Below are 25,428 nucleotides of genomic sequence, written 5' to 3'. Positions count from 1 at the left end.
CCCCTGGCGAATTTCGCAGGATGGTGGCTCGTTGCCAAAAAGGCAACGGGTCTGTCGAATCAAAGCGCTTTGAAGGGATGTCGGGGCATGCCACATCGATCATGATGACGGGCGCACCGTTCGAGGATTCATCAAATGCCGTTTAGCGTCGCCGAGCTCAAGCACGCGAAAGCCTTCCGCATTTCGCCAAAGGACACCAATTATTTCGCAGTCCTGTTCGATCAGGTGACGGACCGGATCGGAAGCATCTTCGTCATCGAGATATTCCAGGCTGGTGGGGCTACGCCTCCCAATGAACACGCCTCGGCATATGAGTTCTTTCATGTGCTGCACGGCGCGGGTGTTGCGCGCTGCGACGGCAAGACCCTGCCGATCAAGAAGGGTGATTCGCTCCTGCTGCATCCCGGCTCCGAACACGTCATCGAGAACACGGGACCAGGCAAGCTCTATACGCTCACCGTGATGACGCCAAACGAGGGCTTTTCCGAACTGATCCGCAGCGGCGAGCCCGTCGAGCTCGACGCTGAAGACATCCGCGTTCTGCAGGGGCTCTAATCGATGGACGCGATATCGACCGATCCTGCCGACGAACGCTTGTTGCCGCTCGGATCAAGTGGATCGAATAGCTGGATGGTTTCCGCGGAGCACGCAAATCTTGTGCGCCAGGTCGTCCTACCGCGACCGGTGACGGTCCAGGCCCAAGGCAAGTTGATCACGTTAGATCTCGCGCGCACCGCCGTCGTCATTGTCGATATGCAGAACGACTTCTGCCACCCGGAGGGTTGGCTGGCGCACATCGGCGTCGATATTGCGCCGGCACGCCGTCCGATCGCGCCCTTGCGGCGGCTGTTGCCGATGCTGCGCAGCTCCGACGTACCTATCATTTGGGTCAATTGGGGAAACAGGCCCGACCGGCTCAATCTCAGTCCGTCACTGCTGCACGTGTACAAGCCGAGCGGCGTCGGCATTGGTCTAGGCGACCCGCTGCCAGGCTCGGGCGCGAAGGTGCTGGAACGGGGCAGCTGGTCGGCCGCCATTGTCGAGGAGCTGCCGGTCGAGGCGACCGACATCCACGTCGCGAAGTACCGGATGTCGGGCTTTCAGGATACGGAGCTCGACAGTATTCTTCGCAATCTCGGCGTGAACACGCTGATGTTCGCGGGGGTCAATGCCGATCAGTGCGTACTCTGCACGCTGCAAGACGCGAATTTTCGGGGCTATGACTGCCTGCTCCTGGAGGACTGTGCGGCCACGACGTCGCCCGACTACTGCATGGCCGCAACCATCTACAATGTTAATCAGTGCTTCGGTTTCGTCGTCAGGTCCGATGCAATCGCGATGGAGCTCGTTGACCACGCAACCCGGGGTGACCGATCGTGAACGAGCTCGCAGTCGGCACGCTGGATCGGCTCATGGCCGATCTGGGCGACATTCCCGTCATCACCGAGCAAAAGGTCGTGCGCCGGAGATCGCGCGATTTCTTCTGGTATAGCCCTATCCTGAATGCGCAACTCGACGGCAAGTCCGCCGACCTGATCGTGTTGCCTCGCGACGAGGACGACGTAATTCGGGTCGCATCAGTTTGCGCGCGCCATCTGGTTCCGATCACCGTGCGCGGAGGCGGCACTGGCAACTACGGGCAGGCTGTGCCGCTCGAAGGCGGTGTGCTCCTTGATATCTCCGGGCTCGAGAGCATCGAGTGGATCAAGCCTGGAATCGTCCGGGTCGGTGCGGGCGCCAAGATGAGCGCGATCGATGCCGCTGCGCAGGCCGAGGGGTGGGAGCTGCGGCTGCATCCATCGACCAAGCGCATCGCGACGATCGGGGGCTTTGTCGCGGGCGGGTCGGGCGGGATCGGTTCGGTCACCTATGGCGGCTTGCGCGAGCCGGGCAATATTCTGGCGGCGCGAGTCGTCACCCTCGAAGAGGACCCGCGCGTGATAGAGCTGCGTGGCGACGCGGCGCAGAAGGTCAATCGCGCGTACGGCACCACCGGCATCATCACTGCGCTGGAAATGCCGCTCGCGCCAGCGTGGAAATGGATCGACGTCGTGGTGGCGTTCGAGGATTTCATCGAGGCCGCGGCGTTCGGCTACGAGGCCGCACTGGCCGACGGGATCGTGAAAAAGGTTCTTGCGCCGGTCGCCTGGCCGTTGCCCTCCTATTTCGGAGCGCTGAAGCCGCATTGCCCGGATGGGAAAAGCGTGTTGATGGCGATGATCGCGGAGCCGTCTGTCGAAAGCTTCAAGTCGCTTCTCGGCCAACGCGGCACGATCACACTGGAGACGCCGACCGACGACAGTCCGGGCCGCGTCCCGCTGTACGAATATTGCTGGAATCACACCACATTGCAGGTCTTGAAGAGCGACCGGTCCGTGACCTACCTGCAATGCCTCTATCCGCATGACCGCGTTCTGGAAAAGGTCGCCGAGATGCGCGAGCTGTTTCCGGATGAGGTCCTGCAGCACCTCGAGTTCATTCGCTTCGGCGGCCGCGTCACCTGCAGCAGCCTGCCGGTGATACGCTACACCGATGCGGATCGCCTCAACGAGATCATGCGTCTACATGAGGAGCGCGGGGTCTTCATCGCCAATCCGCACGTCTTCACCATCGAGGACGGCAGCCGCTACAAGCGCGCCGAGGCGGATCAGCTCGGCTTCAAGCATGAGGTCGATCCGCATGGCCTGCTCAATCCCGGCAAGATGCGAAGCTTCGTCAGCGCCAGGCGGTGAGCGGTGCGCGTGCTCTACGTGTATTGCCATCCGCTTGCCGACAGCTTCCACTCGGCCATTCGTGGGGAGGCGCTCGCCGGACTTGCGGAGGCGGGGCATACGGTCGATCTGCTCGATCTCTATGCCGAGGGGTTCGATCCCGTCCTCAGCGTGCAAGGGCGCCGCGACTACCATGATCCCGTGCGGAACCGACGCAACAACGAGGCCTATATGGCACGTCTGATGGCGGCCAACGCCCTGATCGTGCAGTTTCCGACCTGGTCATTCGGGCCGCCGGCGATGCTCAAAGGCTGGTTCGATCGCATGTTCGGCCCGGGCATCGCGCTCGACCTGTCCGATCCCGGCCATGCCAGGCCGATGCTGCAGCACATCGAACGCATCACGGGCATCGCGACCTATGGCCGTCCGCGCTGGCAGGCGATCGGCATGGCCGATCCGCCGCGCAAGATCATCAAGCGCTATCTGCCGTGGTTCACGGGCGGCAAGGCGCGCGTGCGCTACTACGCGCTCTATCACATGAACGTCGCGACCGCGGAGAAGCGCAGCCGCTTTCTTGCAAGGCTGCGGCGGGAAATGAGCCGGTTCTAGCCTTCATCTTTATCTTTGCAGCCTCGCTCTGTGCCTGTTTTCGGCAGCCAGTTGCCCACGAAACCGGCACCGTCAGGAAGGCAACGAAATCCCCGATCCCTTCCCGCTACGCTAATGTCCGGCTCCTGCTTACTTGACCAGGATTTGCCCAGCGGATGATCCGATAAAGCTGACGATCTCGATAAGCCGAAGCCCCCTGCACATGAAAGTGGCGTTGCTCGAAAGGCAACGGATTGCTCGAATAAAAATGCTTTGAGGTGACAGTTTGTCTATGCATCCTCAAGTTCTGAAAGTCTCCCAGCAGAGTGCACGCCGGCCATCGCCTGCGTGATACAGAAGGGCACCCCCATGGCCATAGAAAGTTTGTCCCGAACTATCGCAGCCGGTCTGGTGGCCAGCGCGGCGTTGGTCGCGTCACTCGCCCCGGCGCGGGCTACCGAGAAGCTGACGTTCCTGACAAGCTGGTTCGCGCAGGCCGAACATGGCGGGTTCTACCAGGCCAAAGCGACCGGACTTTACGAGAAGGCGGGCCTCGACGTCACGATCAAGATGGGCGGCCCGCAGGTGAACGGTTCGCAGCTCCTGCTGGCCGGCGATGCCGATTTCATGATGGGTTACGACATCCAGGTCCTCAAGGGCCGTGAGCAGAACCTGCCGCTGGTGACGGTGGCTTCGTCGTTTCAGTTCGACCTGCAGGGGATCATGACCCACGACGACGTGGCTGATCTCGCCGCGCTCAAGGGTAGACCGATCTTGATCGCCGGATCGTCGCGCACGACGTTCTGGCCATGGCTGCGTGCCAAATACGGCTATACTGACGACCAGATCCGTCCATACACTTTCAACCTGCAGCCCTTCTTCGCCGACAAGTCCGTAGCGCAGCAGGCCTATCCGTCGTCCGAGCCGTATCAAGCCGAGCAGCAGAACGAGAAGGCCAAATTCTTCCTGCTCGCCGACGACGGCTACCCGCCCTACGGTTCGACCATCGTCACGACCGAGAAGATGATCGCTGACAAGCCCGACGTCGTGGCGCGCTTCGTCAAGGCGTCGCTCGAAGGCTGGCGCGACTACATGAAGAATCCGGCGCCGGCAAATGCTTTGATCAAGGCCGATAATGGCAAGATGACAGATGGGCAGCTCGCGTTTGCGATCGAGAAAATGAAGAAAATGAGGGCCATCGACCGTGGGGACGCGGCAACGCTCGGCGTGGGGATCATCACTGCCGACCGATACGAGAAGATCTACGACTTCCTGGTCACGGGCGGCCTGCTTGACCCGAAGGTCGACTGGCACAAGACCTTTGACGATCGTTTCGTCAAGGACCTGAAGATCGGCGTGAATTAGAGGAGCCGACATGACGGCGCTGCTGCCCGTTGAGCCGCTCGACCAGACAGCAAGGCCAATGACGCCGGCTTGGGACCGGCCACCGGCCGTTGAAGTCTTGTCCGCCGAGAAGGTCTTCGCTAACGGCGCGCGCGGACTGGCGCCGATCGATCTTTCCATCGCCGACGGTGAGTTCCTGACCCTGATCGGCCCGTCCGGTTGCGGCAAGAGCACCCTGCTCAAGCTGATCGCCAATCTCATCGAGCCGTCCGATGGCCGGCTGTTGTGGTGGCGCAGTGATTTCGCGCAAGTGGGGCAGGAGGGCAGGCGCCTCGCTTTCGTATTCCAGGAACCGACCTTGATGCCCTGGGCCCGGGTCGAGGCCAATGTCCGATTGCCGCTCGAATTCGCCAACATGCCGCGGGCCATGGCAGATCCGAAAGTCGCGGATGCCATCGCGCACGTCGGTCTCTCGGCGTTCAATCGGCATTTTCCGCGGCAACTGTCCGGCGGAATGAAGATGCGCGTCTCCATCGCGCGGGCCCTGGTCACGAGCCCCAACCTTCTCTTGATGGACGAGCCGTTCGGCGCCCTTGACGAATTCACTCGCAACAAGCTGGACGACGATCTCGTCAATCTGTCGTGGGAGAGAAAGCTGTCCACGGTCTTCGTCACGCATTCGATCTACGAAGCCGTGTTTCTCTCGACGCGGATCATTGTCATGGCCGCGAACCCTGGCCGCATCTTCCGCACAATGACGATCGATCATCCGCAGCCGCGCGACCAGGGATTCCGTGACAGCCCGAAATTCGCCGCCTATTGCCGCGAATTGTCGGCCTGGCTCGCCGAGGCGTCGCTTCAGTCAGCGGCGGGAGGTGGATCGTGAAGCCTCTTTTCGAATCCGAAGTCTTCGTGCGGATCGCGGCGCCGATTGCGGTCGGCATCGTGTTGTTCATGCTGTGGGAGATCGGCCTTCGGCTGGCGTCCGTTCCCGTCTATCTGTTTCCGAAGCCGACTGACATCTTCGCAAGCCTCCTGCACAATGGTCCCTCGCTCCTGCGCGCGCTCCTGGTGACCTTGCGCGTGACCTTGCAGGCCTTCGTGGCAGCCGTGATTCTGGGCACGCTGATCGCCTTCATGTTCGTGCAGAGCCGGGCGATTGAGGTCAGCCTGTTTCCGTACGCGGTCCTCCTGCAGGTGACCCCCGTCGTTGCGATTGCACCTCTCATCATCATCCTGGTGAAGAACACCCAGCTGTCGCTGACCATCTGCGCAACCATGGTGGCGCTGTTTCCGATCATCTCCAACACGACGCTTGGCCTGCGTAGCGTAGACCCGGGGCTTGCGAATTTCTTCCGGATGAATCGCGCCAGCCGTTTCAAGACGCTGGTGAAGCTGCGCATTCCCGGTGCGCTGCCTTATTTCTTCGGCGGGTTGCGGATATCGAGCGGTCTGGCGCTGATCGGCGCGGTCGTTGCTGAGTTTGTGGCGGGCACAGGCGGCCGTTCATCGGGGCTTGCCTATGAGATTCTCGATGCGGGATTTACTCTTGATATTCCCCGCATGTTTGCAGCGCTGTTGCTGATCACGCTGACCGGGGTCGCATTGTTCGCGGCCATGGTTGCGCTGTCGCAAATGGCCCTGTCCAATTGGCACGACAGCGAGACCAGAGCCGAGGCATGAGCGCCATTCTGATCGACAATGCCGTTGGCGTCTTTACCGGCCTGCCGGGCGCGGCCATGCGCAGCGCTGGCCAAATCCGCATCCGTGACGGCATGATCGTCGAAATCGGAGCACTCGCGCCAGAGCCGGACGAGCAACGGCTGGATGCCAAGGGCGGCGTGGTCTATCCCGGCCTGATTTCGACCCACCATCATCTGTTCCAGAGCGTATTGAAGGGCGTACGGTCCGGCATCGACCTGCCGCTGGCGGGTTGGCTGCGCGCGGTGCCTTACCGCTTCTGGTCGAAATTCGACGAGGAGGCGCTTGCCGTCGCGGCCCGGATCGGGCTCGCGGAGTTGCTATTGTCGGGCACGACGACGGTTGCAGATCATCACTATCTCTTTAGCGACACCTTCGGGTTCGACCCGGCGCAGGTCATCTTTGAGGTCGCGCGCAGTCTCGGCCTCCGCCTGGTGTTTTGCCGCGGCGGCGGCACCACGGCACGCCATGTCGATACCGACAAATTCGCAGCGATGCCGGTCGAAACGCTCGATCGCATGCTGCAGTCGGTGGAGGCCTGCGCGCAGGGCTTCCACGATGCTTCGCCGAGTGGCCTGTCGCGGGTTGCGCTGGCGCCGACCACACCGACCTGGTCGCTCGATCCCGGTGAGCTGCGCGAAGTCATCGCCGCGGCGCGGCGGATGGGGATACGGCTGCACAGCCATTTGTCTGAGACCTCCGACTACGTGGATTTCTGCCTCTCGGTCCACGGCAAGCGTCCGGTGCATTGGCTTGCTGAGCACGACTGGCTCGGCGAGGACGTGTGGTTCGCGCATCTGGTCCACCTCGACGAGGAGGAGGTGCGGATTCTCGCGAGCACCGGCACGGGCATGGCTCATTGCCCACAATCCAACTGCCGTCTCGGCTCCGGCGTCGCGCCTGCCGATGCGATGGCGCGCCTCGGCGGTGCGGTCTCGCTCGGGGTCGACGGTGCGGCTTCCAATGAAGCGGCCGACATGCTCTGCGAAATGCACAGCGCCTGGCACACGCATCGCGCCGTCAAAGGGGCGGGTGCCGTCACCGCCGAGGATGTCGTGCACTGGGCGACCGCGGGCGGCGCCCGAGTGCTCGGCATGCCCCATGTCGGAACGCTGGCGCCGGGACAACAGGCGGACATCGCGATCTTCAATCTCGACGACGTCAGGCATTTCGGCATGCACGATCCCTTGATCGCGCCGGTGACCTGCGGCGGTTCGGCGAAACTTCGCTATCTCCTGATCGGCGGCCGAATCGTCGTCGAAAACGGAGCCATTCCCGGCCTCGATCTGCAAAAGCTCAAATCGGATGCCGCGCGCGTCGTCACGCGCCTGGCGGTCTAGACCCGCGGAGGATCATCATGCTGAGCACCAAGCAACCCGTGCTGCGCCGGTTCTGGTATGCGCTGATGCCGCTCGATCACCTCAAGGACGGGCCCAAGCCGTTCACGTTGCTCGGCGAGCCGATCGTGCTGTTCCTCGATGCCAAGGGCGAGCCCGCCGCGCTGGAAGATCGTTGCTGTCACCGTACGGCAAAGCTGTCAAAGGGCTGGTGCAACAACGGCAACATCGTCTGCGGCTATCATGGCTGGGAATATGATCGCGACGGCAAGCTCGTGATGATTCCGCAATTTCCGTTCGAGCAGCCGGTCCCCGAGGCCAAGGCACGCTCATTCCGTGCCAAGGCCCGCTACGGCTATGTCTGGGTCGCGCTCGATGAGCCTTTGAGCGACATCCCCGCAATTCCCGAGGACGGCGCGGCCGGCTATCGGCGCATCAACCAGTTCTACGACAAATGGAACACGGCCGCGCTTCGGCTGATGGAGAATTCCTTCGACAATGCCCACTTTGCCTTCGTTCACAAAGGCACCTTTGGCGACATAAATCAGCCGAAGCCGGAGAAGTACGAAATTCTCGAGACCGATTGCGGTTTCGACGCCGAGACGATCATCACCATCCGCAATCCGCCAGGCGCTTACAGGATCACCGGCACGACCGAGCCGACGACCCGGCGGCATCAGCGCAACAAATGGTTCATGCCGTTCTGCCGGCGCCTCGACATGGAATATCCGTCCGGCATCCGCCATATCATCTTCAACTGCGCGACGCCGATCTCGGATGGACAGATTCAAGTCGTTCAGCTGCTGTTCCGCAACGATACCGAGGCTGACTGCTCGACGCAGGAACTGATCGACTGGGATGCCGCGATCATCGCCGAAGATCGCGACATGCTCGAATCCACGGACCCCGATGCCATCGTCGATATGGGCCGCAAGATCGAGATGCATATGCCGTCCGATCGTCCAGGAATGATCATGCGCAAGCGTCTGCTGGACTTGCTGCGGCAGCACGGCGAAGAGGAGCTGCCGCGACAGCCGCTGGCTCAGGCGCGCCTTGGGTAAGCTCCCGAACCCGGTCCACTTTCCGAATATCCTTGTTCGCTCCCAGCTGCCGTAGCGGATTCGGAATCACAAGCGCCGCGGCATGCGCTTTGCACGCATCGGTACCGTGACGGAGCCCGATACCGAACGAGGAGAACATCATCTGTGACGTCTGAAGTGCTCGACCTGCTGGTCAAGAACGCCCGCTTGCCGGGCGGCGGCGACGCGCTCTCGGATATCGCGATTTCGGGCGGAATCATCACCGAGATCGGGCCGTTGATCGAGATCGACGCCCGCGCCATTGTGGATGCACGCAGAAATCTCGTCACGCCGTCCTACGTCAATGCGCATTTGCACCTCTGCAAGGTCTGGACCTTGCCGATGATGTCGGAAGCGGCCATCGAGGCCTATCATGCCAAAGGCATGAGCGAGGCGGCCAAGGCGATCGATCTGGCCGCAGCGGTGAAGGCCAATTACGATGCGTCCTGGATCATTCCGAACGCGCGGCGTGCGATGGCGCTGGCGGCCCTGCACGGCAACCTCCACATCCGCGGCTTCGCCGATGTCGACTCCAAGGCGCGGCTCGAGGGCGTCAAGGCACTGATCGCCGTCCGCGAGGAATTCCGCGGCATCGTCGATCTCCAGGTGGTGGCGTTCGCGCAAGACGGCCTCATTCGCGAGCCCGGCACCGAAGCACTGATGCGGGAAGCTATGGCGATGGGCGCCGATGTCGTCGGCGGCATTCCCTGGATCGAGGCCAATGCGGCGGACGCAGAAGCCCACATCAAATTCTGCTTTGATCTTGCCGCCGAATTCGACACCGACATCTCGATGCTGCTGGATGATGTCGGCGATGCCAGCATGAAGACGCTGGAAGCCATGGCCCGCGAAGCCCTCGCGCGCGGATATCAGGGACAGGCGCTGGCGCATCATTGCCGGGCGATGGCGCTGTATCCCGATGACTATCTCGGCGAATTGATGCCGCTGCTGCGGCAGGCGCGCATCAGCGTCGTGAGCGATCCCCACACCGGCCCGCTGCATGCGCGCGTGCGGGAACTCTTGGCCGGCGGCGTCAATGTCTGTCTCGGCCAGGACGATATCTCGGATGCGTACTATCCGTTCGGTCGCAACAACATGCCGGAGGTCGCGTTCCTCGCCTCGCATTTGCTGTGGATGACCAGGGAGAAGGAGATCGCCACACTCTACGAGATGATTACCACCCGCGCGGCCGAGGCGATGAATCTCAGGAATTACGGTCTGAAAGCAGGCTGCGCGGCCAATCTTGTCGTGCTCGACCAGCCCATCGTCAGCGAGGCGCTGCGCTTTCACACCCCGCCCGCCGCCGTCATCAGCCACGGACGGCTGGTCGATGCCGAAAAGATGCGCGAACTCGCCCAGCCCGGGCATGACTGATTTTTGGCCAGAAGACCCAGCGTTTTGCCGAATATTCGAGCGCCCATGCCGGCGCCGTCCGCGTAACCTCGCTCTGGTGGCCTGCTCCCTCGGCCAGCTCTGGCGGGGGAGAGGCAAGCCGGGGCTACGGAGAACGACCATGCTCGAAGCGGCACGGATATCAGAGGCCAGCCTGCCGGTCATCGATATCGGCGGGCTGTCTTCGCCGAATCTGTCCGATCGCAAGCAGGTTGCAAGCAAGCTGCGCGCGGCCTGCCTGCACAACGGCTTCTTCTACATTTCCAATCACGGCGTCGATGAGACCCTCGTCGCCGACGTCTTTGCGGAAGCCGCCGCCTTCTTCGATCTGCCGCCGGCCCGGAAGGCCGAGGTGGACAAATCACGCTGCCAGGCCAACCGCGGGTATGAGCCGCTGCAGGGCCAGACGCTGGAGCCCGGCGCGCCCCCCGACCTGAAGGAGGGATATTATATTGGTCCCGAGCACAGCGCCGATGATCCGAGGGTGATCGCCGGCATGTTCAATCACGGAGCCAATCAATGGCCGGCGGCGCGGCCGAACTTCAAGCCGGTGATGCAGGCCTATCTTGAGGTCATGCTCGATTTGTCGGCGCGGATGATGGGCGGCATCGCGTTGTCGCTCGATCTGCCCGAAAACTATTTTGCCAGCTATTGCACCGATGCGATGGCGACCGTGCGCCTGTTGCACTACCCGCCGCAACCGGCCGGCGGCAATCCCGACCAGAAGGGCGCCGGCGCCCATACCGATTTCGGCGGGCTCACCTTGCTGCGCCAGGGCGACGTCGGCGGCCTGCAGGTCTGGGATCAGGCCTCCGGCGGCTGGATCCATGCCGATCCCGTCCCCGGCACCTTTGTCGTCAACCTCGGCGACATGATCGCGCGCTGGAGCAACGACAGATACCGCTCGACCCTGCATCGCGTCGTCAATGCCTCCGGCCGCGAGCGCTACTCGGTGCCGTTCTTCTACACCGGCAACTATGCCCATAAGGTCGAATGCATTCCGACCTGCGTTGCGCCAGGCGAGGCGCCCAAATATCCGCCCATCACGGTCGAGGAGCACATGCGGGCGATGTACAAGCGGACCTACAAATAGCCGCCATGGCCGATGCCGCCTCGCCACGCTTCACCTTCATCCTGATCCACGGCGCCTGGCAGGGCGCCTGGGCCTGGGAGACCATCGTGCCGCGGCTCAACGCGCTGGGCCACGATGCGATCGCCGTCGACCTGCCGGGCAACGGTCATCATGCGATGGCGGCTGCCGAGGTCAATCTCGAACGCTACGCCGACCACGTCGCCGACATCATCGACGCCACCCAAGGCCCCATCGTGATGGTCGGCCACAGCATGGGCGGCACCGCGGCGGCCCAGGCCTGCGAATTGCGCCCCGAGCGGATCGCGCTTGCGATCTTCCTTGCGGCGTTTCTGCTGCCGGACGGGATGTCGGTGCTGCAGTTCTACGAATTGCACCTGGAGCCGTGGATGGTCGGCGCGCACAAGCGCGTCAGCTACGATGCCACGGGCTTGTTGTCGAGCATCGATCCGGCCGCCGCCGTCGAGGTGTTTTACCACAAGGCCGACCGCGTGCAGGCGGAGGCGGCCGCGCGCCGATTGACGCCGCAGCCCGAGGGAGGCCGCCGCTCGCAGCTGAAACTTTCGCCCGACGGCTTCGGCACCGTGCCGCGCGTCTATATCGAGGCGCGCGAGGACCGCTCGGTGCATCTGCCGCTGCAGCGGAAGATGCAGGCCATGTCGCCCTGCCGCGCCGTCTACGGGCTCGACAGCGATCATGCGCCGCAGCTTTCGGACCCTGACGCGCTGGTTGCACTGTTCATGACGGCGGTCGCCGAACATGCGAGGTGAAGTGACGCGATGAAGCCCTCCATCTTCGGCTATGAGGCGCCAACGACCCTGGAAGCTGCGATCAGCCTGCTCGCCGGCGATCCTGACGCAATGGTGCTCGCCGGCGGGCAGACACTGCTGCCGGCGATGAATTTTCGCGCTGCCAATCCGTCGTTGCTGGTGGACATCCAGCATATCCAGGGCCTGCGCGGCATCGCAGTCGGCAGTGACGCCATCATCGTCAAGGCTATGGTCCGTCACCGCGAGTTCGAACTCGACGAAGAGGTGAAGCGTGCCAATCCCCTGATCGCGGAAGTCATGCAGCACGTCGCCCACATCCCGATCCGCAACCGCGGCACCGTGGTCGGCAGCCTCTGCCACGCCGATCCCTCGGCCGAAATGCCGCTGCTGCTGGCGCTGCTCGGTGGCTCCGTGGTCGCGCAGGGACCATCCGGCTCGCGCGAGATCGCAGCCGAGAAATTCTTCCAGTCGTTCCTGACCACGGCGCGCAATCACGATGAGATCGTGGTCGAGGCGCGCTTTCCGCTCCTGCCGGCTGGGGCAGGCTGGGCGTTCGACGAGGTGACGCGGCGGCACGGCGATTACGCGGTCGTCGGCGTCGGCTGCGTGCTCGCGCTGCATCGGAGCGGCCGTGCCACCGGCGTGCGGATCGCGGCCTGTGGCATTGCCGATCGGCCGATCCGGCTGAAAGACGCCGAAACGATCCTGAATGGAACGACGCTCGGCCCCCTCGACCTCGACGCGGCGGTGGCGGCCTCGCTCGTCGCCGTGACCCAGCCCGATGACACCAATGTCTCACAAAGTTACCGGCGCAGGGCGCTCGGAACGCTGATCCGCCGAATGGTCGCCAGGGCCGCGCAGCGTGCGGAGACTGTGGCATGACGCGCATGATCAAGCCCGCGATCGCCGACCGCTCCGCCGATGCGCAGGTCGAGGTGGCCCTGACCGTCAACGGCGAAGCTGTTCGCCGCAGCGTTAGCGTGCGGCTGCTGCTGTCCGACTTTCTGCGCCATGAACTCGGCCTGACCGGCACCCATGTCGGCTGCGAGCATGGCGTGTGCGGCTGCTGCACCGTGCTGATCGACGGCAAGCCCGGTCGATCCTGCCTGACACTGGCGGCGCAGGCCAACGGCTACAGCATCCGCACCATCGAATCCGTCGCTGCCGCCGATGGTACGCTGCATCCGGTGCAGCAGGCCTTCAAGGAATGCCACGGCCTGCAATGCGGCTACTGCACGCCCGGCATGGTGATGAACATTCTCGGCCGCTTCGAGGAAAAAGAGCCGCTCGATCTCTCCGACGACGGCATCCGTGAATTGCTGTCCGGCAATCTCTGCCGCTGCACCGGCTACCTCAACATCATAGCGGCCGTACGCCGCGCGGCCGAATTACTCGGGAAAACACCGGCATGATCCGGACAAGCGCGCACCGGCTTTCTGAGACGATCATTTCGAAATAGAGAGGCTCCACGCATGTCGACACGGATGTTCGGCGCGCGTATCGAGCGCAACGTCGATCCAAAATTGTTGCGCGGCGAGGGCGCCTTCGTCGACGACATTCCGTTGCCGGACGCGCTGCATGTTGCCTTTCTGCGCAGCCCGCACGCGCGGGCGCGGATCAATTCCATCGACACTGCGGCAGCAAAAGCCAGTTCCGGCGTGGTCGCAATCTACACTTGCGACGATATCGGCGCGCTCGACGTCGAGATGCCGCTCCTGATCCCGCATCCGTCGATGACCAACCCGCAGACCCAGCGGCCGCTGGCGCGGGGGGACGTGCATTATGTCGGGCAGACCATCGCGATGGTGGTGGCGGTCGACCGTTACATCGCGGAAGACGCTGCCGCCCTGATCGAGGTCGATTACGCTCCACTGCCGGTCGAGATGGACATCGTGAAGGCGCTGGACGATGGCGCGCCGCGCGTGCACGCCGCCATCCCGAACAATCTCGCCGCCCACTTCGTCCAGACCAGCGGCGATCCGGACGGCGCCTTCGCCGCTGCGGAACACGTCACCAAGATCACCGTACAGGTCGATCGTTCGACCGCGGCGCCGATGGAATGCCGGGCTGTCGCCGCGCGATGGGAGGCGGTCACCGGAGAACTGACGGTGTGGGACGGCACGCAGGCGCCGATCTCGGTGCGCGGCGGGCTTGCTTCGGTGTTCGGGCTCGACGAAGACAAGGTCCGCGTCATCGCACCCGATGTCGGCGGCGGCTTTGGCCAGAAGGTGCTGCTGTTCTATCCCGATGAGCTGTTGGTGCCGATGGCGGCGATGCAGCTCGGCCGCCCCGTCAAATACATCGAGGACCGCCGCGAGAATTTCATCGGCTCCTCCCAGGAGCGAACCCAGATCCACACCATCGAGCTGGCGGCGCTGAAGTCGGGCGAAGTCATCGGCTTGCGTGATTTCTTCCTGCACGACACGGGCGCCTTCATCCCCTACGGCATTGCCGTGGCGCAGGTCGCCTCGACCTCTATCGCCGGTCCCTATCGAATCCCCAACATCTTCGTCGAGTTCAAGGCGGTCTATACGCCGACGGTGCAGGTGACGCCGTATCGCGGCTGCGGCCGGCCGCAGGCCTGTTTCGCGCTCGAGCGCGCGATGGACCAGCTGGCGCAGGAACTGGGCCTTGACCGTTTCGAGATTCGCCGCCGCAATCTGGTCGCCGACAACCAGTTTCCCTACGCGCGCGAGGGCCTGCTATTCGCCGACGGATTGAAGGTGACGCTCGACAGCGGCCAGTACGGCAAGGCGCTGGCCATGGCCGCGACCGAACTCGGCGCGGAAAATTTCGCTGTCGCGCAGGCAAAAGCCCTGTCCGACGGCCGCTATCTCGGCTTGGGTCTTGCCTGCTACGTCGAAGGCACCGGGCTTGGTCCCTATGAAGGCGGCCATGTGAAGATCCACCCGATCACCGGCAAGGTCTACGTCAATACTGGCCTCAGCACGCAAGGCCAGGGGCATGACACTGTGTTTGCGCAGATCGTCGCCGACCAGCTCGGCGTTTCTCCGCAGGACGTCATCGTGGTCGAGGGCGACACCAAGGCGTTCGACTGGGGAGTTGCGACTTTCGCCAGCCGCGCGGCGGTCGTCAGCGGCAATGCGATCCATAAGACCGCCGCCACCGTGCGCAAGAAAGTGCTGCAGGCGGCCGCCAACATGCTGGATGCGGATATCGACAGCATCGAACTGCGCGACTCCGCCGCCTGGATCAAGGGATCGAATCGCTTCGTGCCACTGGCCGCGATCGCCACCGCCAGCAATCCATTACGTTATGCCTTCAACAAGGCCGCCCAGGCCGCGACGCAGTTCGCGCCCGCCAGCAAGCACGACGGCCCGCCGCTCGCTGAAGGCGAGGCGCCGGGACTGGAGGCGACCGACTATTACAGTCCGTCGCAATCAACCTGGGCCTATGGTGTGCACGGTGCGATCGTCGAGGTCGATCCCGGCCTGTGTACCGTCAAGATCAAGAAATACGTCTGCATTCATGATTGCGGCAACATGATCAATCCGATGCTGGTGGAGGGCCAGGTCATGGGCGGTATCGCGCAAGGCATCGGCGGCGCGCTGTACGAGCACCTCGACTACCAGTCCGATGGCAACCTCGCCAACGCCAGCCTGATGGATTTTCTGGTGCCGTACGCCACCGAAATCCCCAATGTCTCGATCCTGCACCTGGAAACGCCGTCGCCGCTCAACGCCCTCGGCGTCAAGGGCGTCGGCGAAGCCGGCTGCATCGCGGTCGGTGCCGTGATTGCCTCCGGCGTTGAGGACGCTCTACGCCCGTTTGGCGCCCTCAGGTTTCACCAGGTGCCGCTGTCGCCGACCATGATCGCGGATGTGCTGGAGCGGGCGGGACACTGAGCGGGCGAGGCTCCGTCATTGCGGAGCGGAGCAATAGTGGCCCCGCCGGCCCGATTGGCTACCGCCGCTCCTCGCGCACATGCGGCTGGCCGAGCGCGCCGGGCTCCTGGCTGCCGCGGCGGTCCTTGGCGCCGACCCAGATCATCACGGCAATGGTGGCGAGATATGGCGTCATCAGCATCAGATATTGCGGCACCTGAATGCCGGCCGCGGCGATGTGCGGGATCAGCGCCTCGATGCAGCCGAACAGCAGCGCGCCCGCGAGCGCCGGCCAAGGCGCCCAGCGGGCGAACACCACCAGCGCTACCGCGATCCAGCCGCGGCCGCCGGTCATGCCGGTGACCCACAGCTTGACGCTCACCACCGAGATGTAGCCGCCGGCGAGTCCGATCAGCGAGGAGCCGGCGACGATGGCGAGAATGCGATGCAGGGCGACGCTGACGCCGGCGGCATCCGCCGCAGCCGGATTTTCACCGACGGCGCGGATGCGCAAGCCGAGCATGGTCTTGAACAGGATGAAATTGACCGCGATGAAGATCAGGATGGTGAGATAGACGACGGGATCCTGGGTGAAAAACAGCCGGCCGATCACCGGGATCTCCGACAGCGGCCAGATCTTCAGCGGTGCGAGCCCGCTCAATTGCTTGTTCTGCCATTTCGCCAGCGTGCCGATCAGGCCGGTCAGGCCCTGGCAGAAGAACACCACCGACAGTCCCGCGATCACTTGGTTGATGCGCAGCACCACCACCAGCACCGCAAACAGCAGTGAGACCACGCTCGCGGCAAGCATCGCGGCGAGCAGCGCGACCGCCGGATGGCCGACGAACAGAAGCGAGGTCCCGGCGCCGACCAGCGCGCCGATCAGCATCAGGCCCTCGGCGGTGAGATTGAGCACGCCGGAGCGTTCCGCCACGATCAGGCCGAGGGCGGCGAGCGCATAGGGCACCGCGGTGGCCGGAGCATTCGCAAGCCAATTGATCAGGAAGTCGCCCAGGTTCACGGATATGCCTTCAGCGGAGCCAGCGGATGCGGTGACGGATCATGAATTCGGAAGAGGCCACCGCCATCACGATGATGGCCTCGATCATCTGCACCATGGTGAACGGGATCTGGTAGAACACCTGCAGCGTCTGTCCGGCGATGAACAGCACCGCGATCAGGAAACCGACCACCGCTATGACGATGGGATCGTTGCGCGAGAGGAATGCGATCAGCACGCCGGAAAACACATATCCGTTCGAGAACGACTGGGTCAGGCGGCCCTCCTGGCTCGCGACGTTGACGAAACCGGCAAGGCCGGAGCAGGCGCCGGAGGCCGCGATGATCCATATCGTCGCCGTCTGCACGGGGACACCGACGATCTTGGCCATGCGTGGATTGGCGCTGATGAAGCGGGTGTAGAAGCCGATGCGGCTGAGGTGAATAAGCCAACCGGCTGCCAATACGCCGGCGATGGCGATCAACAGGCCACTATTGATGCCATAACCGATGTCGCGCAGCCGCTCGAATGGGCGGAACGGCGAAGATTGCGGGAACGCGGTCTTGGCGTCCTGCCAGGCGCCGTAGAGTAGGTGAAACAGGAAATACATCGCGACATAGTTCAGCAGCAGCGTCGCGATGATCTCGTTGACGCGGAAACGGTTCTTCAAGAACAGCACCAACAAGACCCACAGTGCGCCGCCCAGCGCCGCGGCCGATCCCATCAGCAGCAGCCGTGTCGCCTGTGGCCCGACGTCGTAGATCGAGATCGCGGCGGCGAAGATTCCGCCAAAGATCATCTGGCCTTCGATGCCGAGGTTCCAGAACCCGATGCGAAACGCAAGGCTGGCTCCGAGACCGACAAGGATCAGCGGCGCGGCTTGCACCAGCACGCCGCGTAGGCTTTCAGCCGTGAGCACGCCGGCAAGTTCGTTTCCCAATGTCAGCGGCGGGATGCCGGCTGCGGCGAGGATAGCGACGGAAATTGCGAGCCCGAAGACGAGTGACAAGCCGACGAAGGCTGCCTGCTTCCACGCGGGCAGATCCTGGCGCACATCGAGGGTGAGGCGGCCGAAGCCGCGGAAGGCGGAGGGAGCAGCAGGGATCAAGGTATCCGCCCGGCGTAAAAGATCATCCATGGTCGACCATAGCCCGGCCGATCGCCTGGCGATCCGCCGGACATTCGAATTCGCCGACAATGGCGCCTCTGCTCATGACGCCGATGCGGTCCGACAGGCTCAAGACCTCGTCGAGGTCCTCGCTGATCAGCACGATGGCCGCACCTTGTTCGCGTGCGGCGATCAGGCGCTGATGCACCGCCGCGCAGGCGCGGACGTCGAGCCCGCGGCTCGGGCTGTGCGCGACCACGACTTCGGGCTCGCGGCTGAATTCCCGCGCGATCACGAGCTTCTGCGCGTTGCCGCCGGAGAGGAGTGAGGCTTTCTGGTTGATGCTGCGAACGCCCTGGACGTCGTAGTCCCTGACCGCGGCGCTGGCGTCACGGCGCATCGCCGCGCGGTCGAGCTTGATGACGCCGCCGTAGCGCCCGCCGCGGATCTGCGCGACCGCGAGGTTGTCGCTGATCGGCAGGCTGCCCGCCAGCGCGTAGGCGTAGCGATCGGCGGGGATCGAAGCGATCGCCGCCTCGCGGCGCTTGGCCTGGTTGGCACGGCTGATGTCGCCGCGGCCGTCGAGCCAGATTTCGCCCGAGGTCGGCTCGATTGCGCCAATCAGCGCTTCGGCGAGTTCGGCCTGGCCATTGCCGCTGACGCCGGCGATGCCGTAGATCTCGCCGGCGCGAACGTGGAAGCTGGTGTTGTTGAGCATCGTGCGGCCGTCGCCGCGCGTGTAGCAGAGGGCGCCGACATTGAGCTTCGTCGGTCCGCCCTGGTGCGGCGTCCGCTCCGGCAGCGGCAAGGTCCGGCCTACCGTCAGTTCGGTGAGCTCTTCCGCGCTCGATCGGCGCGGGTCGAGCGTTGCAACCGTCTTGCCGCCGCGCATGATGGTCACGGCGTCGGCGAAACGCTTCACGTCCTGCAGCTTGTGCGTCACCAGCACCACCGCGGTACCGGAGCGCGCCAGCCGCTGTACGATCTCGAGCAGCCCGACCGCTTCCGCGTCGGTCAGAACCGCCGTCGGCTCGTCGAGGATCAAAATCTTGACGCCGCCGACGAGCACCTTGACGATCTCGACCTGCTGTTGCTCGGCCACCGTCATGGTGTCGATGCGCCGGTCGGGGTCAACGGAGAATTTGAGTTCGCCGACCTGCTTCTCGATCGCAGCGCGGATGTTGCGGATGCCCGAGGCGAAATGCGGCTGCGGGTTGGCCAGCAGCACGTTCTCGGCCACCGTGAATGGTTTCACCAGCTTGAAGTGCTGATGCACCATGCCAATGCCGTGCTGGCGCGCCGCCGCCGGGCCGCTCAGCGCGATCGGAGCGCCCGCGATCGAGATCGATCCGGCGTCCGGAGCGTAGAGCCCTGCCGCGACGTTCATCAGCGAGGATTTCCCCGCGCCGTTTTCGCCCAGCAGCGCATGCACCTCGCCGGCCTGGCTCTCGAAGGACGCGCCATCGAGAGCCAGGGCCCCGTCGAAGGATTTTCTTATCCCGACGAGTTGCAGCGCGGATGCCATCAGCTGATATGACCAGCCTATTTCTGGGTAATGACGCCTGGAACGTACCAGTCCATCTTCCAGAACCCACCATCATCCAGCGAGGCGTTGGCCGCGACCCGCTCAGTGCCTGCGATGTCCTTGATCGGGCCGGCGAAGATCTTCTTGCCAGCGATGATGGCGGCGCGCTCGGCCATCACCTTGTCGACCACGTCTTTCGGTACCGCCGCGTTACAGCAGGCGATGTCGGTGCCGCCTTCCTTGATGCCGGGGAAGGCGCCATATGGATTTGGCTCCCAATTGCCGGCCGCCACCTTCTTCAGTTCCGGCGACAGGAAGCTGTCCCAGGTCCAGACCGACGAACACAGCGTCGCTTTCGGCGCGAATTCACGGAAATCGCGGTGATGTCCGGTGCCGTAGATGCCGCGCTCCTGGGCGACGATCTGCGGCGTCGGCGTGTCGACGTGCTGACCGATGACGTCGATACCCTGGTCAGCCATGGCGCTGGCCGCGGCGCGTTCCTTGACCGGATCGTTCCACGCTCCGGTGAAGATCACTGTGACAGTCGCCTTGGGGTTCATCTTCTGAGCGCCCATTTCGTAGGCATTGATGGTCCAGTTCACCGGGCCGATCGGGTGCGCGGCGACGAAGCCGAGCTTGCCGGTCTTGGACATCCCGCCCGCCACCATGCCGCAGAGATACTGGCTCTCATAGGTGCGGCCATAAAAGGATTCGAGGTTCGAGCCGTTGGTGGTGCCGGACGCATTGAGGAAGGCGACCTTCGGATATTTCAGCGACAGCTCCTTGAACGTGTCTGAATATCCGAACGCGGTGCCGATGATCACATTGTAGCCGCGCTGGATGAAACGTTCGGCCGCCGGCGTAATCTGGCCTGCCACTTCCGGCACGCCCTCAACGAAGGGTATTTGCAGATCGAGCGACTTTTCGACCTTCACGCGAGCCTCTTCGAAGGCCTGGGTCCAGCCGCCGTCGGTCTTGTCCATGAAATACAGGAACGCGATTTTTGGCGGGGCAGGCAGTGTGAACCCGGCCCCATAGGCGATTGCCGCGCCGCCGGTGAGGGCCGCAGCAAGAACAGGAATGGAAGTAGTCCAGCGCATCACGCAAATCCTCTAGCTGTGCGAGCTTCTCGGCCGCTTGAGGCGGACGTCAGAAAAATGTTCGCATTGTTGGAAAAAATAGCACGCCGATTGTTTAGTCACCTTCGACCCATTCGCTGGGCAGTCCCTCCTCGTCTCGTCGTCGTCACGCGACCGTTGCCGGTCGCTGCAGGAATGCAGGCGCATCGTTCAAGGTCCGCCTGCTTCCAACCCGGGCTTTCGCGCCGCTGCCGGCTATGCATCCGGGTGGTGCGAGACCGGCCGGCTGCTGGCCGAACGCAGGCGAAAAACGGTGCATCCTCGCGGCGCACGGCCTGGATATTGCTTCGCGTGCAGTGATGCGGAACGGCCGGGAGGACGTGTGATGAAGGCTTATGTGTACGGCGCAAGGCGCGACCTGCCGCAAGGCTTTCAGGATTTCACCACTGCCGATCGTTCGGCCATCGTGTCGGTCGACATGCACCAGGGACATCTCGCCGATACGCCCGATTGTCCTTGCCCGGCGCCGCGCGCGCGCGAGATCGTCGCGCCGATCGACCGGTTTCATGCCGCGGCGCGCGCCATCGGCGTGCCGGTCATCCATGTCAAATCGGTGCTGCGCAAGGGCGGCGTCGACGACGTCGCCGGCATTCCCTCGGCGTGGCGGCGGACATTCCCGCTCTATGTCGGCGCGATTGCGAACTCCGACGACCACGCCATCGAAGGTTCGCGCTGGACCGAATTCGTGACCCACGTCGAACCGAACGATCTGGTCGTCGCCGGCAAGAAGCGGCTCTCGCCGTTCTTCGCCACCGATCTCGATTTCCTGCTGCGCCAGATGAACGTCCGCACCGTGGTGTTGAACGGCGGCATGACTGATTGCTGCATTCTCAATGCAGCGTTCGACGCAAGCAATCTGAGCTATCGCGTGGTGGTGCTGCGCGACCTCGTCCGCGGCACCAATGAGGATATGGAAGAGGCTGCACTGAAGATGGTCTCGCTGCATCTTGGCGTGGTGACCGATGCCGCCGATCTGCTGGAGCAGTGGAGCCGCTGACGCTCGCCGCTTGCGCCAAGATCTGAAAGAAACACCGCCAGCCTCTGCCGGTTGGCACCCGCGCACCGAAGCTTTGGCCCGGCCCATGCAAGCTCACCGTTGGGTTTGGTGGACACCGTTATGGGATCATGTTAATCAGGTTAAATAATATTGAGCAAGGTTAAAATGTGAAGCCTGCGCCGTTCGACTATGTCAGGCCGGCGAGTCTCTCCGAAGTGCTCGCTCTGCTGGCGAAACACAAGGACGACTGCAAGATTTTGGCCGGGGGCCAGAGTCTGGTGCCGGCGATGAATTTCCGCCTGGCGCGGCCGGCGGTGCTCATCGACATCAACGACATCCGCGAACTCGACTACATTCGATCGGACGACAGCGGCCTCACGATCGGCGCGCTGACGCGTCACGCCGCCTTTCATCGGTCCGTCGTCGCTGGCCCGCTCGGGGCGATGTTGTCCAAGGTCGCAAGCAACATCGCGCATTATCCGATCCGGCAACGCGGCACCTTTGCCGGAAGCCTCGCCCACGCCGACCCGGCGTCGGAATGGTGCCTCGTCGCCACCACGCTGGACGCCGCCATCGTGGCCAAGAGCACGCGCGGAGAGAGGACCATTGCGATCGGCGATTTCTTCAACGGGACGTTCTCGACTGACCTTGAGGCCGACGAGTTGCTCACCGAAATCCGCCTGCCTGCGCTGGGGCAGGGCTGGCGAACCGGCTTCTACGAATTCTCGCGACGCGCCGGCGATTTCGCGCTCGGCATGGCGCTGGCGGCGTTACGATTCGAAGCCGGCATCGTTCGCGAAGCGCGGCTGGGCGTCGGTGGCGTGTCCGACCGCGCGATCCGGTTGCGCAAACTGGAGGCGCGGTTGGTCGGAGGCGCGGCATCGCCGCAGATGATCGACACGATCGCCCATGAGGCGTGGGCCTCGGTCAGTCCGATAGGCGACATCCACGCTACGCCGGAATACCGGCGTGATCTCGTCGCCACCGCCGTCAGGCGCGCGCTGGCCGAGGCCGCCGCATGATCGGGATCGGACATGGCTAGCAAGATCAATATCGATCTCGCCGTCAACGGCACTTCCCATGCGGTGTCGATCGAGCCGCGCCGGACGTTGGCCGACGTGCTGCGCGATGATTGCGGCCTGACCGGGACCCATATCGGCTGCGAACATGGCGTCTGCGGGGCCTGCACGGTGCTGGTCGATGACAAGCCGGTCCGCTCCTGCCTGATGTTCGGCGTGCAGGCCGAGGGCAAGGCCATCCGCACCGTGGAAGGGCTCGCGAACGGCGACACCCTGCATCCACTGCAGCAGGCGTTCTGGGAGAATCACGGACTGCAATGCGGCTTCTGCACCCCCGGCTTTCTGATGCTCTCCGCCGGCGTGCTGGAGCAAAACCCGGACATGTCGGACGATGAGATCAGGGACGTGCTGTCGTCGAACCTCTGCCGCTGCACCGGCTACCAGAACATCGTCAAGGCGGTACAGATCGCCGCGCGCGAATTGCGGGCGAGACCGCGCGTATGAGCTATATCGGCCGCTCGCTTCGGCGCATCGAGGATCGCCCGCTGCTGCTCGGCAAGGGCTCGTTCGCCGCCGACTGCAATGCGCCTGGTCACCTCCATATGCGCGTGGTGCGTTCGCCGGTCGCGTTCGGACGGATTCTCGGGGTCGAGACCGCAGAGGCGGCGGCACTTGAAGGCGTTGCTGCGATCTGGACTGCCGACGACGTCGCCGGGCTGCCGCCGATCGACTTTCGCCAGATGGGCCTCGAGCGGCTTGCGCCCTACCGGCAATGGGTCCTGGCGCGCCATTATGTGCGCTATGTCGGCGATCCCGTAGCGGTCGTCTTCGCCGTCGATCCCTATGTTGCGGAAGACGCGGCCGATCTCGTCTTCTGCGATATCGAGGAACTTGCGCCGCAGCTCGACGCGACCGCCGAGCCGGTGACGTTCATGCCCGACATCCATCTCGGCCTGTTGTCCGAGCCGGCCGTGATCCGCCGCGGCTATGGCGACCTCGACGCGGCCTTCGCCGCCGCCCACAAAATCGTTGCGCTGGAGGTCAAGGTCGGCCGTCATACCGGCGTTCCCCTTGAGACCCGTGGCGGGCTTGCCGTCCACGACGCCGACACGGATGTGCTGACGCTCTATGGGGCTGCCAAGGTCCCGCACTATAATCGCGACGCCATCAGCCGGATGCTGGGTCTGGCACCCGGGCGGCTCGAACTCAGCGAGGGGCATGTCGGCGGCGGCTTCGGCATCCGCGGCGAGCTCTATCCGGAGGACGTGCTGCTCTGCGCCGCGGCACTGCGGCTGCGGCGGCCGGTGAAATGGATTGAGGACCGCAAGGAGCACTTGCTCGCGGCCAACCATTCGCGCGATCAGGTCTACCGATTGCACGCAGCCGTCGATCAACGAGGATTCATCCTCGGCCTCAAGGCGGAAGTCTTCACCGATCAGGGCGCCTATGTGCGCACCCACGGCACCACGGTGACCGATTTGTCCGCGGCAATGTTGCCCGGCCCCTACGTCATTCCCGCGTACAGCGTCGAGGGACATATCCGGCTCACCAACAAGACGCCGGCCGGCACCTACCGCGCGCCCGGCCGCTACGAGTCCACCTTTGCCCGCGAGCGGCTGATCGACAGGATCGCGACTGAACTCGCTCTAGCGCCGGTCGAGGTGCGTCGTGTCAACTTGATCGCCGCCGAGGCCATGCCGTTCGATCGCGGCATCGAGACGCTTGGCACCGCCGTCGTCTACGATTCCGGAAAGTACCGCGATCTGCTTGAGCGCGTGCTTGATCGTCTTAGCTACGATCGGCTGCAGGCCGAACTCGCCGCGCGCCGCGATCGCGGCGAGCATGTCGGGTTGGGCATTGCCTGTTTCGTCGAAAAGAGCGGCCTCGGTCCACAAGACCTGGTCCGGATCAAGGTCGATGGCCGGGGCACGGTCGCGATCGTGACCGGCGTCGCCTCCGTCGGTCAGGGCGTCGAGACCGTGCTGGCGCAGATTTGCGCGGAGACGATCGGAATTCCGATCGAACGGATCAGCGTGATCCATGGCCAGACCGACCGGATCGAGATCGGCTTCGGCGCCTTCGCCTCTCGGGTGACGGTGATGGCAGGTTCAGCCGTGAAGATCGCGTCCGAAGCTCTGCGCGACCGTGCGCTCGAGACCGCGGCCAAACTGCTGCAGACAAGCCCCGATGCTCTGCGGCTGTCGGGCGGCATGGTCGAGGCGGTCGGTGGCGGCGCTTCGTTGCCGCTTGGCGACGTCGCCTTGCATCTCGAGGGCGCCGGCGGCCTTACCGGCGAGGGACGCTTCGTTGCGGGTCATATGACCTATCCTTACGGCGTCCACGCAGCCCAGGTGAAGGTCGACCCGTCGACCTGCGCCATCACGATCGAGCGCTATCTGATCGGCTATGACGTCGGGCGCGCCATCAATCCGATGCTGATCGAAGGGCAGATCGTCGGCGCGGCGGCGCAGGGCATCGGCGGCGCGCTGCTGGAGGAGTTCGTTTATGACGAGAACGGCCAACCACTGGCGGCGAGTTTTGCCGATTATCTGATGCCGACCTGTCATGAGGTGCCGGCGATCGAGGTTTTGCTGCGCGAGGATGCACCGTCGCCACTGAATCCTTTGGGCGTCAAGGGAGCCGGTGAGGCCGGCATCAATGCCGTTGGCGCGGCGCTGGCCGCCGCGATCGACGCTGCGCTTCAAAGGCCCGGGGCCGTGACCCAGCTTCCGATCACGCCCGCCCGATTGCACCGGATCCTGCGAGGGCCGCAATCATGAGAT

The 25,428-nt window shown here is 63.9% G+C and carries 23 protein-coding genes; 19 read left to right on the top strand and 4 right to left on the bottom strand.

The features are described 5' to 3' along the window. The first annotated feature begins 135 nt into the window (after positions 1-135). The 15 genes from GWG65_RS13515 to cutA all read left to right on the top strand — a co-directional run bounded on the left by GWG65_RS13515 (position 136) and on the right by cutA (position 15,878). A complete protein-coding gene (locus GWG65_RS13515; protein WP_275196053.1) occupies positions 136-555 on the top strand; it encodes a cupin domain-containing protein in 420 nt (139 codons plus the stop codon). Positions 556-657: 102 nt separating this feature from the next. Then, entirely contained in the window at positions 658-1,380 is a 723-nt protein-coding gene (locus GWG65_RS13510) for an isochorismatase family cysteine hydrolase (protein WP_275196052.1), read from the top strand. Beyond that, positions 1,377-2,732: an FAD-binding oxidoreductase gene (locus GWG65_RS13505; protein ID WP_275196051.1), complete on the top strand. Its 1,356-nt coding sequence runs from the start codon at positions 1,377-1,379 to the stop codon at positions 2,730-2,732. The genes GWG65_RS13510 and GWG65_RS13505 overlap by 4 nt, the downstream gene beginning before the upstream one ends. Before the next feature lie 3 nt (positions 2,733-2,735). Next, positions 2,736-3,320 (top strand): NAD(P)H-dependent oxidoreductase, encoded by a 585-nt coding sequence (locus tag GWG65_RS13500; protein ID WP_275196050.1) that lies wholly within the window; start codon positions 2,736-2,738, stop codon positions 3,318-3,320. A gap of 348 nt (positions 3,321-3,668) precedes the next feature. Beyond that, positions 3,669-4,664: an ABC transporter substrate-binding protein gene (locus GWG65_RS13495; protein ID WP_275196049.1), complete on the top strand. Its 996-nt coding sequence runs from the start codon at positions 3,669-3,671 to the stop codon at positions 4,662-4,664. A 58-nt stretch (positions 4,665-4,722) separates the two neighbouring features. After that, positions 4,723-5,529: an ABC transporter ATP-binding protein gene (locus tag GWG65_RS13490; RefSeq protein ID WP_275196143.1), complete on the top strand. Its 807-nt coding sequence runs from the start codon at positions 4,723-4,725 to the stop codon at positions 5,527-5,529. A 68-nt stretch (positions 5,530-5,597) separates the two neighbouring features. Then, positions 5,598-6,326 (top strand): ABC transporter permease, encoded by a 729-nt coding sequence (locus GWG65_RS13485; RefSeq protein WP_275196142.1) that lies wholly within the window; start codon positions 5,598-5,600, stop codon positions 6,324-6,326. Continuing rightward, positions 6,323-7,684 (top strand): amidohydrolase family protein, encoded by a 1,362-nt coding sequence (locus tag GWG65_RS13480; RefSeq protein WP_275196048.1) that lies wholly within the window; start codon positions 6,323-6,325, stop codon positions 7,682-7,684. Before GWG65_RS13485 ends, GWG65_RS13480 begins: the two co-directional genes overlap by 4 nt. A 17-nt stretch (positions 7,685-7,701) precedes the next feature. Further along, positions 7,702-8,742: an aromatic ring-hydroxylating dioxygenase subunit alpha gene (locus GWG65_RS13475; protein WP_275196047.1), complete on the top strand. Its 1,041-nt coding sequence runs from the start codon at positions 7,702-7,704 to the stop codon at positions 8,740-8,742. A 144-nt stretch (positions 8,743-8,886) separates the two neighbouring features. After that, positions 8,887-10,134 (top strand): amidohydrolase family protein, encoded by a 1,248-nt coding sequence (locus GWG65_RS13470; protein WP_275196046.1) that lies wholly within the window; start codon positions 8,887-8,889, stop codon positions 10,132-10,134. Between the two features lie 139 nt (positions 10,135-10,273). Beyond that, entirely contained in the window at positions 10,274-11,245 is a 972-nt protein-coding gene (locus tag GWG65_RS13465; RefSeq protein WP_275196045.1) for a 2-oxoglutarate and iron-dependent oxygenase domain-containing protein, read from the top strand. Positions 11,246-11,250: 5 nt separating this feature from the next. Beyond that, positions 11,251-12,012: an alpha/beta fold hydrolase gene (locus tag GWG65_RS13460; protein ID WP_275196044.1), complete on the top strand. Its 762-nt coding sequence runs from the start codon at positions 11,251-11,253 to the stop codon at positions 12,010-12,012. 9 nt (positions 12,013-12,021) lie between these two features. Beyond that, on the top strand, positions 12,022-12,894 hold the full coding sequence (locus tag GWG65_RS13455; protein ID WP_275196043.1) for a xanthine dehydrogenase family protein subunit M: 873 nt from the start codon (positions 12,022-12,024) through the stop codon (positions 12,892-12,894). 5 nt (positions 12,895-12,899) lie between these two features. Continuing rightward, a complete protein-coding gene (locus GWG65_RS13450) occupies positions 12,900-13,424 on the top strand; it encodes a (2Fe-2S)-binding protein (RefSeq protein ID WP_275196141.1) in 525 nt (174 codons plus the stop codon). Positions 13,425-13,484: 60 nt separating this feature from the next. Next, positions 13,485-15,878, top strand: coding sequence for an aerobic carbon-monoxide dehydrogenase large subunit (gene cutA, locus GWG65_RS13445; RefSeq protein WP_275196042.1), 2,394 nt, complete (start codon positions 13,485-13,487; stop codon positions 15,876-15,878). 58 nt (positions 15,879-15,936) lie between these two features. Here cutA and GWG65_RS13440 read toward each other — a convergent pair whose 3' ends face one another. Genes GWG65_RS13440 through GWG65_RS13425 form a run of 4 tightly spaced genes read right to left on the bottom strand, consistent with a single transcriptional unit; the run spans position 15,937 to position 20,590 of the window. Further along, positions 15,937-16,878 carry an ABC transporter permease gene (locus tag GWG65_RS13440; RefSeq protein WP_275196041.1) on the bottom strand — a complete coding sequence of 314 codons (942 nt, stop codon included), beginning with the start codon at positions 16,876-16,878 and terminating at the stop codon, positions 15,937-15,939. A 10-nt stretch (positions 16,879-16,888) separates the two neighbouring features. Further along, on the bottom strand, positions 16,889-17,965 hold the full coding sequence (locus GWG65_RS13435) for an ABC transporter permease (protein WP_275196040.1): 1,077 nt from the start codon (positions 17,963-17,965) through the stop codon (positions 16,889-16,891). Between the two features lie 22 nt (positions 17,966-17,987). Next, on the bottom strand, positions 17,988-19,490 hold the full coding sequence (locus GWG65_RS13430; protein WP_275196039.1) for an ABC transporter ATP-binding protein: 1,503 nt from the start codon (positions 19,488-19,490) through the stop codon (positions 17,988-17,990). A gap of 17 nt (positions 19,491-19,507) precedes the next feature. Next, positions 19,508-20,590: a BMP family ABC transporter substrate-binding protein gene (locus GWG65_RS13425; RefSeq protein ID WP_275196038.1), complete on the bottom strand. Its 1,083-nt coding sequence runs from the start codon at positions 20,588-20,590 to the stop codon at positions 19,508-19,510. Positions 20,591-20,954: 364 nt separating this feature from the next. On the opposite strand from GWG65_RS13425, the gene GWG65_RS13420 reads away from it, so the two are divergent. The 4 genes from GWG65_RS13420 to GWG65_RS13405 all read left to right on the top strand — a co-directional run bounded on the left by GWG65_RS13420 (position 20,955) and on the right by GWG65_RS13405 (position 25,425). Next, positions 20,955-21,626 carry an isochorismatase family cysteine hydrolase gene (locus tag GWG65_RS13420; protein WP_275196037.1) on the top strand — a complete coding sequence of 224 codons (672 nt, stop codon included), beginning with the start codon at positions 20,955-20,957 and terminating at the stop codon, positions 21,624-21,626. Positions 21,627-21,793: 167 nt separating this feature from the next. Continuing rightward, positions 21,794-22,648: a xanthine dehydrogenase family protein subunit M gene (locus tag GWG65_RS13415; RefSeq protein WP_275196036.1), complete on the top strand. Its 855-nt coding sequence runs from the start codon at positions 21,794-21,796 to the stop codon at positions 22,646-22,648. A 12-nt stretch (positions 22,649-22,660) separates the two neighbouring features. Then, the gene (locus GWG65_RS13410) at positions 22,661-23,149 is read left to right on the top strand and encodes a (2Fe-2S)-binding protein (protein WP_275196035.1); all 489 of its coding nucleotides are present in this window, start codon (positions 22,661-22,663) and stop codon (positions 23,147-23,149) included. Then, entirely contained in the window at positions 23,146-25,425 is a 2,280-nt protein-coding gene (locus GWG65_RS13405; protein ID WP_275196034.1) for a xanthine dehydrogenase family protein molybdopterin-binding subunit, read from the top strand. The genes GWG65_RS13410 and GWG65_RS13405 overlap by 4 nt, the downstream gene beginning before the upstream one ends. The last annotated feature ends 3 nt before the right edge of the window (positions 25,426-25,428 follow it).

The sequence above is a fragment of the Bradyrhizobium sp. CSA207 genome, from assembly GCF_029051685.1.
Taxonomy (GTDB): domain Bacteria; phylum Pseudomonadota; class Alphaproteobacteria; order Rhizobiales; family Xanthobacteraceae; genus Bradyrhizobium.
This window is presented reverse-complemented; position numbering and strand designations above follow the sequence as displayed.